The sequence below is a fragment of the Streptomyces lanatus genome, assembly GCF_014655715.1.
GTDB lineage: Bacteria > Actinomycetota > Actinomycetes > Streptomycetales > Streptomycetaceae > Streptomyces > Streptomyces lanatus.
On sequence record NZ_BNBM01000016.1, the window covers coordinates 86,349 to 103,050 of the forward strand.

The following is a 16,702-nucleotide window of genomic DNA, read 5'->3' on the forward strand; positions in this document are numbered from 1 at the left end:
AGACCTTCCGTGAGCACCTTCAAGGCCCCCAAGGGCACGTACGACCTGATCCCGCCGGACTCCGCCAAGTACCTGGCCGTCCGAGAGGCGATCGCCGCCCCCCTGCGCAACTCCGGCTACGGCTACATCGAGACGCCCGGCTTCGAGAGCGTCGAGCTGTTCGCGCGCGGTGTCGGTGAGTCCACCGACATCGTGACCAAGGAGATGTACGCCTTCGAGACCAAGGGCGGCGACCGGCTCGCCCTGCGCCCCGAGGGCACGGCCTCGGTCCTGCGCGCGGCTCTGGAGGCCAACCTGCACAAGGCGGGCAACCTCCCCGTCAAGCTCTGGTACTCCGGCTCCTACTACCGTTACGAGCGCCCCCAGAAGGGCCGCTACAGGCACTTCTCCCAGGTCGGCGCGGAGGCGATCGGCGCCGAGGACCCGGCGCTGGACGCCGAGCTGATCATCCTGGCCGACCAGGCCTACCGCTCGCTGGGCCTCAGGAACTTCCGGATCCTGCTCAACAGCCTCGGCGACAAGGAGTGCCGCCCGGTGTACCGCGCCGCGCTGCAGGACTTCCTGCGCGGCCTGGACATCGACGAGGACACGCGGGCCCGCGCCGAGATCAACCCGCTGCGCGTCCTGGACGACAAGCGGGAGGCCGTCCAGAAGCAGCTCGGGGACGCCCCGCTGCTGCGCGACTACCTGTGCGACGCCTGCAAGGCGTACCACGAGGAGGTCCGCGAGCTGATCACCGCAGCCGGCGTCGCCTTCGAGGACGACCCGAAGCTGGTCCGTGGCCTGGACTACTACACGCGCACGACCTTCGAGTTCGTCCACGACGGTCTGGGCTCCCAGTCCGCGGTGGGCGGCGGCGGCCGCTACGACGGGCTGTCCGAGATGATCGGCGGCCCCGCGCTGCCGTCCGTCGGCTGGGCCCTCGGCGTCGACCGCACGGTCCTCGCCCTGGAGGCGGAGGGCGTGGAGCTCGAACTCCCCTCCACGACCAGCGTGTTCGCGGTGCCGCTCGGCGAGGAGGCCCGCCGGGTGCTGTTCGCCAAGGTCACCGAGCTGCGCAAGGTCGGTATCGCGGCGGACTTCTCCTACGGCGCCAAGGGCCTCAAGGGCGCCATGAAGAACGCCAACCGCAGCGGCGCCCGCTACACGGTCGTCGCCGGTGAGCGGGACCTCGCCGAGGGCGTCGTACAGCTCAAGGACATGGAGTCCGGCGAGCAGTCGGCGATCGGCGTCAACGAGATCGTGGCGGAGCTGGAAGCCCGTTTGGGCTGATTCCGCGAACAGGGCGGGGACCGAATGGTCCCCGCCCTGTCTGTTTCATCAGTGTCCTGAACTGAGCACCTCTACTTGATCGCGCGTATTTCCTTATACGCAGCGAACGGTGGGCACACGTGCGTGTACGGCACAATGTGCCCTGTCCGGAGAAACTCCAAGTCTCAAGTGACGGAATCGGCGTGATGAGCAAGACGACAGTCAAAGACGTCTCCACCGAGCCCGAGTCGGAGCCTGCGGAGGCGGCACCGCGCGCGGTGGGCGGAAGCCGTGCCCTCGCCCTGATGCTGGTGATCACCGGCGCGGCGGGGCTGCTTGCCGCGTGGGTCATCACGATCGACAAGTTCAAGCTGCTCGAGGCCAAGGTCGAAGGGAAGACGTTCACCCCGGGCTGCAGCCTGAACCCCGTCGTGTCCTGCGGCAGCGTCATGGAGAGCAAGCAGGCCGCCGTCTTCGGGTTCCCCAACCCGATGCTCGGCCTGGTCGCCTACGGCATCGTCATCGGCGTCGGCATGAGCCTGCTCGCCCGCGCCCGCTTCCCGCGCTGGTACTGGCTCACCTTCAACGCCGGCACCCTGTTCGGCGTGGTCTTCTGCGCCTGGCTGATGTACCAGTCGCTGTACAACATCAACGCCCTGTGCCTGTGGTGCTCGCTGGCCTGGGTCGCGACGATCATCATGTTCTGGTACGTGACGTCGTTCAACGTCCGCAATGGCTTCCTGCCCGCGCCGAACTGGCTCAAGGGTTTCTTCGGCGAGTTCACCTGGGTCATGCCCGTGCTGCACATCGGCATCATCGGCATGCTGATCCTGACCCGCTGGTGGGATTTCTGGACCGGCTGACCTCACGGCCCGCGTTGTCAGTGCGGTGATTTAGGGTTCTTGACGTGGAGCCCGACCTGTTCACCGCCGCCGCAGAAGAACGCCAGGAGAAGGACCCCGCGGGGAGTCCCCTGGCGGTGCGCATGCGCCCGCGCACCCTGGACGAGGTCGTGGGCCAGCAGCATCTGCTGAAACCGGGCTCGCCGCTGCGCCGGCTCGTCGGCGAATCCGGCGGCGGCCCCGCCGGACCGTCCTCGGTGATCCTCTGGGGCCCGCCCGGCACCGGCAAGACCACCCTCGCGTACGTCGTCTCCAAGGCCACCAACAAGCGTTTCGTGGAGCTCTCCGCGATCACCGCCGGCGTCAAGGAGGTCCGCGCGGTCATCGACGGCGCCCGCCGCGCCACCGGCGGCTTCGGCAAGGAGACCGTCCTCTTCCTCGACGAGATCCACCGCTTCAGCAAGGCCCAGCAGGACTCCCTCCTCCCGGCCGTCGAGAACCGCTGGGTGACCCTGATCGCGGCGACCACCGAGAACCCGTACTTCTCGATCATCTCCCCCCTGCTGTCCCGCTCCCTCCTGCTCACCCTCGAACCCCTCACCGACGACGACATCAGAGGCCTCCTGCGGCGGGCGCAGAGCGACGAGCGCGGCCTGAAGGACGCCGTCGCCCTGCCCGAGGACACCGAGGAGCACCTGCTGCGCATCGCGGGCGGCGACGCCCGCCGGGCGCTCACCGCCCTGGAGGCCGCCGCGGGGGCCGCCCTGGACCAGGGCGAGAGCGAGATCAGCCTCCAGACGCTGGAGCAGACCGTCGACCGCGCCGCGGTGAAGTACGACCGCGACGGCGACCAGCACTACGACGTGGCCAGCGCCCTCATCAAGTCCATCCGAGGCTCCGACGTCGACGCCGCCCTGCACTATCTGGCCCGGATGATCGAGGCCGGCGAGGACCCGCGCTTCATCGCCCGCCGTCTGATGATCTCCGCCAGCGAGGACATCGGCCTCGCCGACCCGAACGCCCTGCCCATGGCCGTCGCCGCCGCCCAGGCCGTCGCCATGATCGGCTTCCCCGAGGCCGCCCTCACCCTCAGCCACGCCACCATCGCCCTCGCGCTGGCCCCCAAGTCCAACTCCGCGACGACGGCGATCGGCGCCGCCATGGACGACGTACGCAAGGGGATGGCGGGACCCGTGCCGCCGCATCTCAGAGACGGCCACTACAAGGGCGCCGCCAAGCTCGGGCACGCGCAGGGGTACGTGTATCCGCACGACCTGTCCGAGGGCATCGCCGAGCAGCAGTACGCCCCGGACGCCCTCAAGGACCGCGAGTACTACGCGCCGACCCGGCACGGAGCCGAGGCGCGGTACGCGGACGCCGTGGAGTGGACCAGGAAGCACCTCGGTCGCAAGCGGTCCTGAGCAGCCTGTAGAATTCGTCGAAGTGCTGTGTCCCGTGCAGTCAGATCGGGACGGTCAGCCGGAACCCCCAGGGGTTCCAGGAGCGTCGCGCACCGTTCGAATGGTGTCGCGGGCAGCCCACCACCATCCGTCGCACGACGGGACCGGTCGGTGGGCCACTCGCGTGCTGCACGTATGTGCCCAGACCAGGGGAGCGGCTGCCCACCCCGTCCGCAAGGACGAGGAGGGTTTCCCCGGCTGCGGATGCGACCTCCCTCAACACTCTGACAAGCCGAACACCAAGAAATGAGAGATCGTGGCGAACCAGTCCCGCCCCAAGGTCAAGAAGTCGCGTGCCCTCGGCATCGCGCTGACCCCGAAGGCCGTCAAGTACTTCGAGGCCCGTCCCTACCCGCCGGGTGAGCACGGCCGTGGCCGCAAGCAGAACTCGGACTACAAGGTCCGTCTGCTGGAGAAGCAGCGTCTGCGTGCGCAGTACGACGTGTCCGAGCGTCAGCTCGTCCGCGCCTACGAGCGTGCCTCCAAGGTTCAGGGCAAGACCGGTGAGGCCCTGATCATCGAGCTCGAGCGTCGTCTCGACGCCCTGGTCCTGCGTTCGGGCATCGCCCGCACCATCTACCAGGCCCGTCAGATGGTCGTTCACGGCCACATCGAGGTCAACGGCGGCAAGGTCGACAAGCCGTCGTTCCGCGTCCGTCCCGACGACGTCGTGATGGTCCGCGAGCGCAGCCGCGAGAAGACCCTCTTCTCCATCGCCCGCGAGGGCGGCTTCGCCCCCGACGGTGAGACCCCGCGCTACCTCCAGGTGAACCTCAAGGCCCTGGCGTTCCGCCTGGACCGTGAGCCGAACCGCAAGGAGATCCCGGTGATCTGCGACGAGCAGCTCGTCGTCGAGTACTACGCCCGTTGATCCTTCAGCGGCCGTAGGACACCTGCGCCTCAGCCCGTCGTCTCCCCGCCCTTGCGGGTGGGGGAGGCGGCGGGCTTTCGCATGCCCAGGGTCGCCTGCGTATGCCGGACCGGGCCCCGGGGCGAAGGCAGGGCATCGACGGGCCGCTGCCCCAGCGCCCTGCGCACCGCCGCCTCCCGGTCCAGTTCCGTCCCCCGCCGTGAGCACTCCTCGTACCCCTCGTCGCCCAGCCGCTCCCGCGCCGCCGTCTCGCACAGCTCGTGCGGGGCGTTGAAACAGGCCGAGCCGAACAGCGGCAGCCCCACGGACGGCCACATTCCGCCCGCCGCGCCCTGGAGAACCGCGGCCTCCGCGGCATCGCCCTCCGCGCCCGTGACCAGGGCCAGCAGCTCCACGGCCAGCACCGAACCGAGCAGGTCGTGGAAGGAGTGGGCGGCGGCCAGGCAGTCGGCGAGCAGCGCGCGGGCGCCGGTCAGGTCGCCGTCGGCCCAGGCGGCGTACGCCAGGACATACAGCGCGTAGGAGCGCGCCCAGCGCTCGCCGTGGTCCTCGCACACCCGGCGGACGTCCTCGCAGAGCCGCACCGCGTCCGGTAGATCGCCCTGGAACGCCCGCGTCATCGCCAGCTCGACCTGGCCCATCAGCACATTGCTGTTGAGCTCACCGATCTCCTGATAGCGGCCGAGCGCCGAGCCCAGCAGCGTCTCCGCGCGCTCCATGTCGTCCGACACCAGCGCCAGACAGCCCAAGCGGTGCTCGGCGTACGCCACCGCCGTGGGGTCGCCGGCCCGCTCCGCTTCCTCCCGGCACTCATGCAGCGCCCCGAGGGCCGGTACCGCGTCGCCCTGCAGGATCGCCACATAGCCGAGCACCCACAGCGCCTTCAGCCGCGACCGCTCACGCCCGGAGTCCAGCGCCACGGCCTGCTCCAGCCAGTGCCGCCCCTCCGACAGCCGGCCGCAGCCGACCCAGTAGAACCACAGGGAACCCGCGAGATAGTGGCCCAGATGCGCCTCGTCCGGCTCGCCCAGGCAGTACTCCAGGGCACAGCGCAGATTCGGCAGCTCCGCCTCGACACGGGCGGCCACCTCGCCCTGCCGCGGCGAGAACCACTCCAGCTCGCACCAGGTCGTCAGCCCCAGATACCAGTCCCGGTGTCGACGCCGCAGCCGGGCCGCGTCCCCCATCGCCGTCAGCCACTCGGCACCGTAGGCCCGGATCGTGTCCAGCATGCGATAGCGCACGCCGGCCTCGGTCTCCTCGCGCGCGAGCACCGACTGCGCGAGCAGCTCCGAGAGCACATCGAGGACGTCATCGGCGTGCAGGCCCTGGCCGGCGCACACGTATTCCACCGCGTCCAGGTCGAACCGGCCCGCGAACACCGACAGCCGCGCCCACAGCAACCGCTCCTCGGGCGTGCACAGTTCATGGCTCCAGCCGACGGCCGTACGCAGCGTCCGATGCCGCTCGGGACCGTCCCGCCCGCCGCCGGTCAGCAGCCGGAACCGGTCGGCGAGCCGCTCCAGCACCTGCCCCGGAGACAGCGTCCGCAGCCGCCCCGCGGCCAGCTCGATGGCCAGCGGGATCCCGTCCATACGCCGGCACAACTCCCGTACGTCCGCCTCGTCCCGCACCGCCACCCCGTGCTGTGCCGCCCGCGCCACGAGCAGCTCCACGGCGTCGTCCTCGCCCAGCGGCGCCAGCGGTGACAGGAGCTCGCCCGCCACGTCCAGCGGCCTGCGCCCCACGGCGAGCACCGTCAGGCCCGGCACCCGGCGCAGCAGATCCGTCACCAGCTCCGCGCAGGCGTCCACCAGGTGCTCGAAACCGTCCAGGATCAACAGGAGTTCACGCCCGGCGAGGTGCGCGAGCAGCGTCTCGCGGGGCAGCCGTGTCGTGTGATCCGTCAGCCCGAGCGCCTCCACGACCGCGTAGTCGACGAACTCCGGATCGCGCACCGGCGTCAGCTCCACATGCCACACCCCGTCGCGCGGAGCACACCGCGAGGCCGCGTGCGCCGCCAGCCGTGACTTGCCGACGCCGCCGGCCCCGGTCACCGTGACCAGCCGTGCGTCGGTGAGCGCCCCGGTCAGCTCGCCGAGTTCGGCCGAACGGCCGACGAACGTGCTGAGTTCCAGGGGCAGATTGCCGGAGTCGGGGGAGTGGGGGCGCCGTTGATCCCGCATGGAATACGGAGCGTACTGAAGCGTGTTCGGTCCGTACAATCGCTTCTCGCGACCCGGCCTCGCCCGAGCGGTAATCCGGTGCAGAGCGACGCCCCCGGCGCGATAGGCTCGGTGCACGACTTTTTCGATGTAGACCGATGCAGAGGCACGTTTCAGGGAGCGGGTGCACACAGTGTCCGGTGGAGAGGTTGCCGGGATCCTGGTGGCCGTCTTCTGGGCGATCCTGGTCTCCTTCCTCGCCGTCGCGCTGGCGAGGCTGGCCCAGACGCTCAAGGCGACCACCAAGCTCGTCGCGGACGTGACCGACCAGGCCGTCCCGCTCCTGGCAGAGGCGTCCACGGCGGTGCGCTCCGCGCAGACCCAGATCGACCGCGTCGACGCGATCGCCTCCGACGTCCAGGAGGTCACGTCGAACGCCTCCGCGCTGTCGACCACCGTCGCCTCCACCTTCGGCGGCCCCCTGGTCAAGGTCGCGGCCTTCGGCTACGGCGTCCGCCGCGCCCTCGGCGGCCGCAAGGACGACGCGCCCGCGAAGGCACCCCGGCGTAACGTGATCGTGGGCCGCACGGTCCCCGCCGCACGACGCAAGCGGAAGTAAGGACTGAGACCGAGCGATGTTCCGTCGTACGTTCTGGTTCACCACGGGCGTCGCCGCCGGTGTGTGGGCCACCACCAAGGTCAACCGCAAGCTGAGGCAGCTGACCCCGGAGAGCCTCGCCGCGACCGCGGCGAACAAGGCCTTGGAGACCGGTCACCGCCTCAAGGACCGCGCGGTGGGCTTCGCGCTCGACGTCCGCGACGGCATGGCCCAGCGGGAGGCCGAGCTGGAGGACGCGCTCGGGATCGAGGACAACCCCGAACTCCCCGCGCCCCGGCGGTACACCGCCATCGAGAACAACCGCAGCAACCCGAAGTACATCGAGGACTCGACGTACTCGTACAACCGGAATGAGGACCACTGATGGAGTCGGCTGAGATTCGCCGCCGCTGGCTGAGCTTCTTCGAGGAGCGCGGGCACACCGTCGTCCCTTCGGCGTCGCTCATCGCGGACGACCCGACTCTGCTCCTCGTCCCCGCCGGCATGGTGCCCTTCAAGCCCTACTTCCTGGGCGAGGTCAAGCCGCCCTTCGACCGCGCCACCAGCGTCCAGAAGTGCGTGCGCACCCCGGACATCGAAGAGGTCGGCAAGACCACCCGGCACGGCACCTTCTTCCAGATGTGCGGCAACTTCTCCTTCGGCGACTACTTCAAGGAAGGCGCCATCAAGTACGCCTGGGAGCTGCTCACCAGCCCCCAGGACAAGGGCGGTTACGGCCTGGAGCCGGAGAAGCTCTGGATCACCGTCTACAAGGACGACGACGAGGCCGAGCGCATCTGGCACGAGGTCGTCGGCGTGCCGAAGGAGCGCATCCAGCGGCTCGGCATGAAGGACAACTACTGGTCCATGGGCGTACCTGGACCGTGTGGTCCCTGTTCCGAGATCAACTACGACCGCGGCCCGGAGTTCGGCGTCGAGGGCGGCCCCGCCGTCAACGACGAGCGGTACGTGGAGATCTGGAACCTCGTCTTCATGCAGTACGAGCGCGGCGAGGGCATCGGCAAGGACAACTTCGAGATCCTCGGCGAGCTCCCGAGCAAGAACATCGACACGGGCCTCGGCCTGGAGCGACTCGCCATGATTCTGCAGGGCGTGCAGAACATGTACGAGATCGACACCTCCATGGCCGTCATCAAGAAGGCCACCGAGCTGACCGGTGTCGCCTACGGCGACGCCCATGGCTCGGACGTCTCCCTGCGCGTGGTCACCGACCACATGCGTACGTCCGTGATGCTCATCGGCGACGGCGTCACCCCCGGCAATGAGGGCCGCGGATACGTGCTGCGTCGCATCATGCGCCGCGCCATCCGCAACATGCGTCTGCTCGGCGCCACCGGCCCGGTCGTCAAGGACCTCATCGACGTCGTCATCGGCATGATGGGCCAGCAGTACCCGGAGCTGATCACCGACCGCGAGCGCATCGAGAAGGTCGCCGTCGCCGAGGAGAACGCCTTCCTCAAGACGCTGAAGGCCGGCACCAACATCCTCGACACGGCCGTCTCCGACACCAAGGCCTCGGGCTCCACCGTGCTGGCCGGCGACAAGGCCTTCCTGCTCCACGACACCTGGGGCTTCCCGATCGACCTCACCCTGGAGATGGCCGCCGAGCAGGGCCTCTCCGTGGACGAGGACGGCTTCCGGCGCCTGATGAAGGAGCAGCGGGAGCGGGCCAAGGCCGACGCCCAGGCCAAGAAGACCGGCCACGCCGGCGCCGGCGCCTACCGGGAGATCGCCGACAAGGTCGGCGCGACCGAGTTCATCGGCTACGGCGACACGGAGGGCGAGTCCACGATCGTCGGCATCCTCGTCGACGGCGCCTCCTCCCCGGCCGCCACCGAGGGCGACGAGGTCGAGATCGTCCTCGACCGCACCCCGTTCTACGCCGAGGGCGGCGGCCAGATCGGCGACACCGGCCGCATCAAGGTCGACACCGGTGCCGTGATCGAGATCCGCGACTGCCAGAAGCCGGTCCCGGGGGTCTACGTCCACAAGGGTGTCGTCCAGGTCGGCGAGGTGACGGTCGGTGCCAAGGCCCACGCCTCCATCGACTCGTTCCGCCGCAGGGCCATCGCCCGCGCCCACTCGGCCACCCACCTCACCCACCAGGCCCTGCGTGACGCCCTCGGTCCGACGGCCGCCCAGGCCGGTTCCGAGAACCAGCCCGGCCGCTTCCGCTTCGACTTCGGTTCGCCGTCCGCCGTTCCTACGGCCGTGATGACCGACGTCGAGCAGAAGATCAACGAGGTGCTCGCCCGGGACCTCGATGTGCACGCCGAGGTCATGGGCATCGACGAGGCCAAGAAGCAGGGCGCCATCGCCGAGTTCGGCGAGAAGTACGGCGAGCGGGTCCGGGTCGTGACCATCGGCGACTTCTCCAAGGAGCTGTGCGGTGGCACGCATGTGCACAACACCGCCCAGCTCGGCCTGGTGAAGCTGCTGGGCGAGTCGTCCATCGGCTCGGGTGTGCGCCGTATCGAGGCCCTGGTCGGTGTGGACGCCTACAACTTCCTCGCCCGCGAGCACACGGTCGTCGCCCAGCTCCAGGAGCTGATCAAGGGCCGTCCGGAGGAGCTCCCGGAGAAGGTCTCCGCCATGCTCGGCAAGCTGAAGGACGCCGAGAAGGAGATCGAGAAGTTCCGCGCCGAGAAGGTGCTCCAGGCCGCCGCCGGTCTCGCCGAGTCCGCCAAGGACGTGCGCGGCATCGCCGTCGTCACCGGTCAGGTCCCGGACGGCACCACGCCGGACGATCTGCGCAAGCTGGTCCTCGATGTGCGCGGCCGTATCCAGGGCGGACGTGCCGCCGTGGTCGCGCTGTTCACCGTTGCCAACGGCAAGCCGCTGACGGTCATCGCCACCAACGAGGCCGCTCGTGAGCGCGGTCTCAAGGCCGGTGACCTGGTCCGCACCGCCGCCAAGACGCTCGGCGGCGGCGGTGGCGGCAAGCCGGACGTCGCCCAGGGCGGCGGTCAGAACCCGGCCGCCATCGGTGACGCCGTCGACGCTGTCGAACGGCTCGTGACGGAAACGGCCAAGTGAGCGAAGACACACACGCAGGTGGCGACGGCCGGGGCATGCGCCGCGGCCGTCGCCTCGCGATCGACGTCGGCGACGCCCGTATCGGCGTCGCCTCGTGCGACCCGGACGGGATCCTCGCCACCCCGGTGGAGACCGTCCCGGGGCGGGACGTTCCCGCAGCTCACCGCCGCCTCAAGCAACTCGTCGAGGAGTACGAGCCGATCGAGGTCGTCGTCGGTCTGCCCCGCTCCCTCAAGGGCGGCGAGGGCCCGGCCGCCGTCAAGGTCAGGGGCTTCGCGCAGGAACTGGCCCGCATGATCTCGCCCGTTCCGGTCAGGCTCGTGGACGAGCGGATGACGACCGTGACGGCCAGTCAGGGGCTGCGCGCCTCGGGCGTGAAGTCGAAGAAGGGCCGGTCGGTCATCGACCAGGCAGCCGCTGTGATCATCTTGCAGCAGGCGCTGGAATCCGAACGGGTGTCAGGTAAAGCTCCCGGCGAGAGCGTCGAAGTGGTTATCTGATCGCGATACGGTAACGTTCCGCGCGATGCGCCGGTGTTCGAACAGCTGGCGCACAAAGAGAGGCGGGACGGGAGCCGGATCTTCAGCAGCCGCGCGACCGCCGCCTCGCGGCTCTAGGGGATCGATGACTGAGTATGGCCGGGGCCCAGGCTCCGAACCGTGGCATCCGGAGGACCCGTTGTACGGGGACGGCGGATGGGAAGGGCAGCAGGCCCACGCGGGCCAGCCTGCCTACGGCGGCCAGCCGCAGCAGTATCCGCAGCAGCCGCAGCAGCCGCAGCAGTACGGCGACTGGGGCAACGGTCAGCAGGACGCATACGGTCAGGCGCAGCAGCAGTACCAGCAGCAGGGTCACCCGCAGCAGTACCCGTCCCAGTACGGCCAGCAGCAGTACCCCGGCCAGCCGCAGCAGTCGTACGACAACAACGGCTGGGCCACCGGCTCCCATCCGCAGGCCCAGTACCCCGACCCCGGCGACCCCTACGGACAGCAGGCCGCGGCCTACGGCGGTGAGCACGCCGACTACTACGGCACGCCCGACGCCTACCCGCCGCCCGAGCCGCCGAGCCGGCGGCAGGCCGAGGCGGAGCCGCCCCAGACGGACTGGGATCCCGGCCCTGACCAGGGCGAACACGCGTTCTTCGCCGGTGGCGACGATGATGACTCCGATGACGACGAGAGCGGTCGGGGGCCCGGTGACCGCCGGGGCCGAGGCGACAAGCCCAAGAAACGCCGCAGCGGCTGCGCCTGTCTGGTGATCGCGCTGGTGTTCGCCGGAGGCGTGGGCGGTGTCGGATATTTCGGGTACCAGTTCTACCAGGATCGTTTCGGCGCAGCGCCGGACTACGCCGGGGACGGTACGAGCGAGTCGGTGACCGTCGAGATCCCCAAGGGCGCGCCCGGATCCGAGATCGGTCGGCGACTGAAGGCGGCCGGCGTCGTGAAAAGTGTCGACGCCTTCGTCGTCGCCCAGCAGCAGAACGCCGACGGTGACACGATCCAGGCGGGTGCCTATCTGCTGAAGAAGCAGATGTCCGCCGCGAGCGCCGTCGAAATGATGCTCGACCCGAAGAGCCAGAACAATGTCCAGGTCAAGCCGGGCGAGCGCAATCTCGCCGTCTACAAGGCCATCGACGCGAAACTCGAATTGTCGTCTGGCACCACCAAGAAGATCGCCAAGGAGAAATACAAGACCCTCGGACTTCCGAAGTGGGCGAACGACAACAGCGAGATCAAGGACCCGCTGGAGGGCTTCCTCTATCCGGGCACCTATCCCGCGGCCAAGGGTATGAAGCCGGACGCGGTCCTGAAGGCGATGGTGACCCAGGCCGCCGAGAAGTACGACTCGCTGGGCCTCGAGGCCAAGGCCAAGACGCTCAAGCTGGACGGTCCGTTGCAGGTCATCACGGTCGCGAGCCTCGTCCAGGCCGAGGGCAAGACCGATGACGACTACCGGAAGATGGCCGAGGTCGTGTACAACCGCCTCGACCGCGCGAACCCCGAGACCTACGGTGCCCTGCAGTTCGACTCGACCTTCAATTACCTGAAGGGCCAGAGCAATATCGACATCAGTGAGTCGGAGATCAAGAGCAACCCGGACCCGTACAACACGTACTACCACAAGGGTCTGCCGCCCGGCCCGATCGGAAACCCGGGGGACGGCGCGATGAAGGGGACGCTGAACCCGACTGACGAGGGCTGGTACTACTTCGTGGCGACCGACGGTGTGAACAAGACCGAATTCGCCAAGACGCACGATGAATTCCTCAGGCTCAAGGACAAGTTCAATGAGAGCAGGGGCAACTGACGCCCGCCGGGCGGCCGTTCTCGGCAAGCCCATCGCCCACTCCCTCTCCCCGGTGCTGCACCGCGCCGCCTACGACGAACTCGGGCTGACGGACTGGTCGTACGACCGGTTCGAGATCGACGAGGCGGCGTTGCCCGGATTCATGGCAGAACTCGGGCCGGAGTGGGCGGGGTTGTCGCTGACCATGCCGCTCAAGCGTGCCGTCATCCCGCTGCTGGACGAGATCAGCGAGACGGCGTCCTCGGTCGAGGCCGTCAACACAGTCATCCGTACCGAGGACGGCCGCCGCGTCGGCGACAACACCGACATCCCCGGCATGGTCGCCGCGCTGCGCGAACGCGGTATCGAGCAGGTCGGCTCGGCCGCGATCCTCGGCGCCGGCGCCACCGCCTCCTCCGCGCTCGCCGCCCTCGCACGCATCTGCACCGGCGAGGTCGTGGCGTACGTCCGCAGCGAGGCGCGGGCCGCCGAGATGCGGCAGTGGGGCGAACGGCTCGACGTCGACGTCCGCACGGCGGACTGGGCCGACGCCGACCGGGCGCTGCGCGCGCCGCTGGTGATCGCGACCACCCCGGCCGGTACGACGGACGCCCTCGCCGCCGGCGTACCGGAACGCCCCGCCACCCTGTTCGACGTGCTCTACGACCCGTGGCCCACCGCCCTCGCGGCCCGCTGGTCCATGTTCGGCGGAGCCGTCGTCAGCGGACTCGATCTGCTGGTGCATCAGGCGGTGCTCCAGGTGGAGCAGATGACCGGGCGCCCGGCACCCCTGGAGGCGATGCGAAAAGCGGGAGAGCGGGCTCTCGCCAACCGCTAAGATCCGCTGAGTTCCGCAGGGGGCGGAATGGATCTGGGGGGAGTAAGAACGTGTCCACTGGTGTGCCGCTGGCGTCCGGCAAGAGCGAGATATTCGAGGTCATCCTTCAGTTCATGCCGGACTGGATCCAGATCCCGGTGCTGGTCCTGATCGTGCTCCTCGTCGTCGGGTCGTGGGTCTTCAAGCTGAAGCGCAAGATCGACCGGCGGCGCGCCGCGCGCCAGGGCGGCACCGTCCAGCCGGCCGCGCAGCACGGACAGGGGCAGGGCGCCGATTACCTGGGCCAGTACGCCCCGCAGCAGCAGTCTCAGCGGCCGAGCGGCGCCGATTACCTCGGCGCGTACGCTCCGCAGCAGCCCCAGGGCAACGGCCAGGCCTGAGTCCGGTTCCGTCCGTCTGGTGGACCGGCGGCCGGGGTCCGGTGCCGGACGTGGGAGGATCGAAGGTGGCGGGCCGGGGCCGCGCACCTGGTCGCGCCGTCGACGTACGCGAGGACGCGCGTACGCAGGGCAGTACCAGGGCGCGAGCACTGAGGAGCACCGTTGAGCAGGTTGCGCTGGCTGACCGCGGGGGAGTCCCACGGTCCCGCACTCGTGGCGACGCTGGAGGGCCTTCCCGCCGGCGTGCCGATCACCACGGAGATGGTGGCGGACCACCTGGCCCGGCGCCGGCTCGGCTATGGACGCGGTGCGCGCATGAAGTTCGAGCGCGACGAGGTCACCTTCATCGGCGGCGTCCGGCACGGCCTCACCCTCGGCTCCCCGGTCGCGATCATGGTGGGCAACACCGAGTGGCCCAAGTGGGACCAGGTCATGGCGGCCGACCCGGTCGACCCGGAGATCCTCGCCGGCCTCGCCCGCAACGCCCCGCTGACCCGCCCCCGCCCCGGCCACGCCGACCTCGCGGGCATGCAGAAATACGGCTTCGACGAGGCCCGGCCGATCCTGGAGCGCGCCTCGGCCCGTGAGACCGCCGCCCGCGTGGCGCTGGGCGCGGTGGCCCGGTCGTACATCAAGGAGACGGCCGGCATCGAGATCGTCAGCCATGTCGTCGAGCTGTGCTCCGTGAAGGCCCCGCAGGGTGTGTACCCGACGCCGGCCGACGTCGAGAAGCTCGACGCCGACCCGCTTCGCTGCCTCGACGCCGACGCGTCGAAGGCGATGGTCGCGGAGGTCGACCAGGCCCACAAGGACGGCGACACCCTCGGCGGTGTGGTCGAGATCCTGGCCTACGGCGTGCCCGTCGGCCTCGGCTCGCACGTCCACTGGGACCGCAAGCTGGACGCCCGCCTCGCCGGCGCGCTCATGGGCATCCAGGCCATCAAGGGCGTCGAGCTCGGCGACGGCTTCGAGCTTGCCCGCGTCCCCGGCTCCAAGGCGCACGACGAGATCGTGAACACGCCCGAGGGCATCCGCCGCGTCTCCGGCCGCTCCGGCGGCACCGAGGGCGGCCTGACCACCGGCGAGCTGCTGCGGGTGCGGGCCGCGATGAAGCCGATCGCGACCGTGCCGAGGGCCCTGCAGACGGTCGACGTCACGACCGGTGAGGCCACGCAGGCCCACCACCAGCGCTCCGACGTCTCCGCGGTGCCGGCCGCCGGCATCGTCGCCGAGGCCATGGTGGCGCTCGTCCTCGCGGACGCGGTCGCGGAGAAGTTCGGCGGCGACTCGGTGACCGAGACCCGCCGCAACGTCCGGTCGTACCTCGACAACCTCTCGATCCGATGAGCGCAGCGCCTGTGGTGGTGCTGGTCGGGCCGATGGGTGTCGGCAAGTCCACGGTCGGGCAGCAGCTCGCCGAGCGCCTCGGCGTCGGCTACCGGGACACCGACGACGATATCGTCACCGAGCAGGGCCGCACCATCGCCGAGATCTTCGTCGACGAGGGCGAGCCCGCCTTCCGCGCCATCGAGAAGCGGGCCGTGCACCGGGCGCTCGCCGAGCACGACGGTGTCCTGGCCCTCGGCGGCGGCTCGATCCTGGACGAGGACACGCGCGCGTTGCTCGCCGGGCAGCGCGTCGTCTACCTCTCGATGGACGTCGAGGAGGCGGTCAAGCGCACCGGCCTGAACGCCGCCCGCCCGCTGCTGGCGGTCAACCCGCGCAAGCAGTGGCGGGAACTGATGGAGGCCCGCCGCCATCTCTACGAAGGGGTCGCCACGGCGGTCGTCGCCACCGACGGCCGTACGCCCGAAGAAGTGACCCAAGCCGCCCTGGACGCACTGGAGTTGAAGGACGCATGACCGAGGCAGTGACGCGGATTCAGGTCGGCGGCACGGCGGGCAGTGACCCGTACGAGGTCCTGGTGGGCCGTCAGCTCCTGGGCGAGCTGGGCGGGCTGATCGGCGCTCGCACCAAGCGGGTCGCCGTGATCCACCCGGAGGCGCTGGCCGAGACCGGCGAGGCACTGCGGGGCGATCTGGCCGAGCAGGGCTTCGAAGCGGTCGCCATCCAGGTGCCGAACGCCGAGGAGGCCAAGACCGCCGAGGTGGCCGCCTACTGCTGGAAGGCGCTCGGCCAGTCCGGCTTCACGCGCTCCGACGCGATCGTCGGTGTCGGCGGCGGCGCGACCACCGACCTCGCCGGGTTCGTGGCGGCGACCTGGCTGCGCGGGGTGCGCTGGATCGCGGTCCCGACCACGGTGTTGGCCATGGTGGACGCGGCGGTCGGCGGCAAGACCGGCATCAACACCGCCGAGGGCAAGAACCTGGTGGGTGCCTTCCACCCGCCGGCCGGCGTGCTGTGCGACCTGGCCGCGCTGGACTCGCTGCCGGTCAACGACTACGTCTCCGGCCTCGCGGAGATCATCAAGGCCGGTTTCATCGCCGACCCGGCGATCCTGGAGCTGATCGAGTCCGACCCCGAGGCCGCGCGCACGCCGGCGGGACCGCACACCGCGGAGCTGATCGAGCGCTCTATCCGGGTCAAGGCCGAGGTCGTCTCGTCGGACCTGAAGGAAGCGGGTCTGCGGGAGATCCTCAACTACGGCCACACGCTCGGCCACGCCATCGAGAAGAACGAGCGCTACAAGTGGCGGCACGGCGCCGCGGTCGCCGTCGGCATGCACTTCGCCGCCGAACTCGGCCGTCTCGCCGGGCGGTTGGACGACGCGACGGCGGACAGGCACCGCACCATCCTCGAATCGGTGGGCCTGCCGCTGAACTACCGCTACGACCAGTGGCCCAAGCTGCTGCAGACGATGAAGGTCGACAAGAAGTCCCGCGGCGACCTGCTGCGCTTCATCGTCCTGGACGGCCTGGCCAAGCCCACCGTGCTGGAGGGACCGGACCCGGCCGTGCTGCTCGCCGCGTACGGCGAAGTCGGCCAGTAAGTCC

The 16,702-nt window shown here is 69.8% G+C and carries 15 protein-coding genes; 14 read left to right on the forward strand and 1 reads right to left on the reverse strand.

The features are described 5' to 3' along the window. Nucleotides 1-9 precede the first annotated feature (9 nt). From hisS to rpsD, 4 genes are all read left to right on the forward strand, one after another. Complete coding sequence (gene hisS / locus IE325_RS33715) at nt 10-1,272, forward strand: histidine--tRNA ligase (RefSeq protein WP_190073916.1); 1,263 nt, start codon at nt 10-12, stop codon at nt 1,270-1,272. A 185-nt stretch (nt 1,273-1,457) separates the two neighbouring features. Then, nucleotides 1,458-2,114, forward strand: a complete 657-nt coding sequence (locus IE325_RS33720) for a vitamin K epoxide reductase family protein (RefSeq protein WP_190073917.1) — start codon at nt 1,458-1,460, stop codon at nt 2,112-2,114. A 44-nt stretch (nt 2,115-2,158) separates the two neighbouring features. Continuing rightward, a complete protein-coding gene (locus tag IE325_RS33725; RefSeq protein WP_190073918.1) occupies nt 2,159-3,514 on the forward strand; it encodes a replication-associated recombination protein A in 1,356 nt (451 codons plus the stop codon). A 295-nt stretch (nt 3,515-3,809) separates the two neighbouring features. Next, complete coding sequence (gene rpsD, locus IE325_RS33730) at nt 3,810-4,424, forward strand: 30S ribosomal protein S4 (RefSeq protein ID WP_190073919.1); 615 nt, start codon at nt 3,810-3,812, stop codon at nt 4,422-4,424. Between the two features lie 29 nt (nt 4,425-4,453). Here the strand turns inward: rpsD and IE325_RS33735 are convergent, their stop codons facing one another. Continuing rightward, nucleotides 4,454-6,610 (reverse strand): ATP-binding protein, encoded by a 2,157-nt coding sequence (locus IE325_RS33735; RefSeq protein ID WP_190073920.1) that lies wholly within the window; start codon nt 6,608-6,610, stop codon nt 4,454-4,456. A gap of 172 nt (nt 6,611-6,782) precedes the next feature. Between IE325_RS33735 and IE325_RS33740 the strand changes: the two genes are divergently transcribed. From IE325_RS33740 to aroB, 10 genes are all read left to right on the forward strand, one after another. After that, nucleotides 6,783-7,208, forward strand: coding sequence for a DUF948 domain-containing protein (locus IE325_RS33740; RefSeq protein ID WP_190073921.1), 426 nt, complete (start codon nt 6,783-6,785; stop codon nt 7,206-7,208). A 16-nt stretch (nt 7,209-7,224) separates the two neighbouring features. After that, nucleotides 7,225-7,572 carry a hypothetical protein gene (locus tag IE325_RS33745; protein ID WP_190073922.1) on the forward strand — a complete coding sequence of 116 codons (348 nt, stop codon included), beginning with the start codon at nt 7,225-7,227 and terminating at the stop codon, nt 7,570-7,572. Beyond that, complete coding sequence (gene alaS / locus IE325_RS33750; protein WP_190073923.1) at nt 7,572-10,244, forward strand: alanine--tRNA ligase; 2,673 nt, start codon at nt 7,572-7,574, stop codon at nt 10,242-10,244. Before IE325_RS33745 ends, alaS begins: the two co-directional genes overlap by 1 nt. 35 nt (nt 10,245-10,279) lie before the next feature. Beyond that, entirely contained in the window at nt 10,280-10,744 is a 465-nt protein-coding gene (gene ruvX, locus IE325_RS33755; protein ID WP_190074035.1) for a Holliday junction resolvase RuvX, read from the forward strand. 124 nt (nt 10,745-10,868) lie between these two features. After that, the gene (mltG, locus tag IE325_RS33760; protein WP_190073924.1) at nt 10,869-12,551 is read left to right on the forward strand and encodes an endolytic transglycosylase MltG; all 1,683 of its coding nucleotides are present in this window, start codon (nt 10,869-10,871) and stop codon (nt 12,549-12,551) included. Next, nucleotides 12,532-13,368 carry a shikimate dehydrogenase gene (locus IE325_RS33765; RefSeq protein WP_190073925.1) on the forward strand — a complete coding sequence of 279 codons (837 nt, stop codon included), beginning with the start codon at nt 12,532-12,534 and terminating at the stop codon, nt 13,366-13,368. The genes mltG and IE325_RS33765 overlap by 20 nt, the downstream gene beginning before the upstream one ends. Before the next feature lie 50 nt (nt 13,369-13,418). Beyond that, on the forward strand, nt 13,419-13,748 hold the full coding sequence (locus tag IE325_RS33770; RefSeq protein ID WP_190073926.1) for a hypothetical protein: 330 nt from the start codon (nt 13,419-13,421) through the stop codon (nt 13,746-13,748). Nucleotides 13,749-13,910: 162 nt separating this feature from the next. Further along, on the forward strand, nt 13,911-15,095 hold the full coding sequence (gene aroC / locus IE325_RS33775; RefSeq protein ID WP_190073927.1) for a chorismate synthase: 1,185 nt from the start codon (nt 13,911-13,913) through the stop codon (nt 15,093-15,095). Then, the gene (locus tag IE325_RS33780; RefSeq protein WP_190073928.1) at nt 15,092-15,610 is read left to right on the forward strand and encodes a shikimate kinase; all 519 of its coding nucleotides are present in this window, start codon (nt 15,092-15,094) and stop codon (nt 15,608-15,610) included. Before aroC ends, IE325_RS33780 begins: the two co-directional genes overlap by 4 nt. Further along, the gene (gene aroB, locus IE325_RS33785) at nt 15,607-16,698 is read left to right on the forward strand and encodes a 3-dehydroquinate synthase (protein WP_190073929.1); all 1,092 of its coding nucleotides are present in this window, start codon (nt 15,607-15,609) and stop codon (nt 16,696-16,698) included. Before IE325_RS33780 ends, aroB begins: the two co-directional genes overlap by 4 nt. The last annotated feature ends 4 nt before the right edge of the window (nt 16,699-16,702 follow it).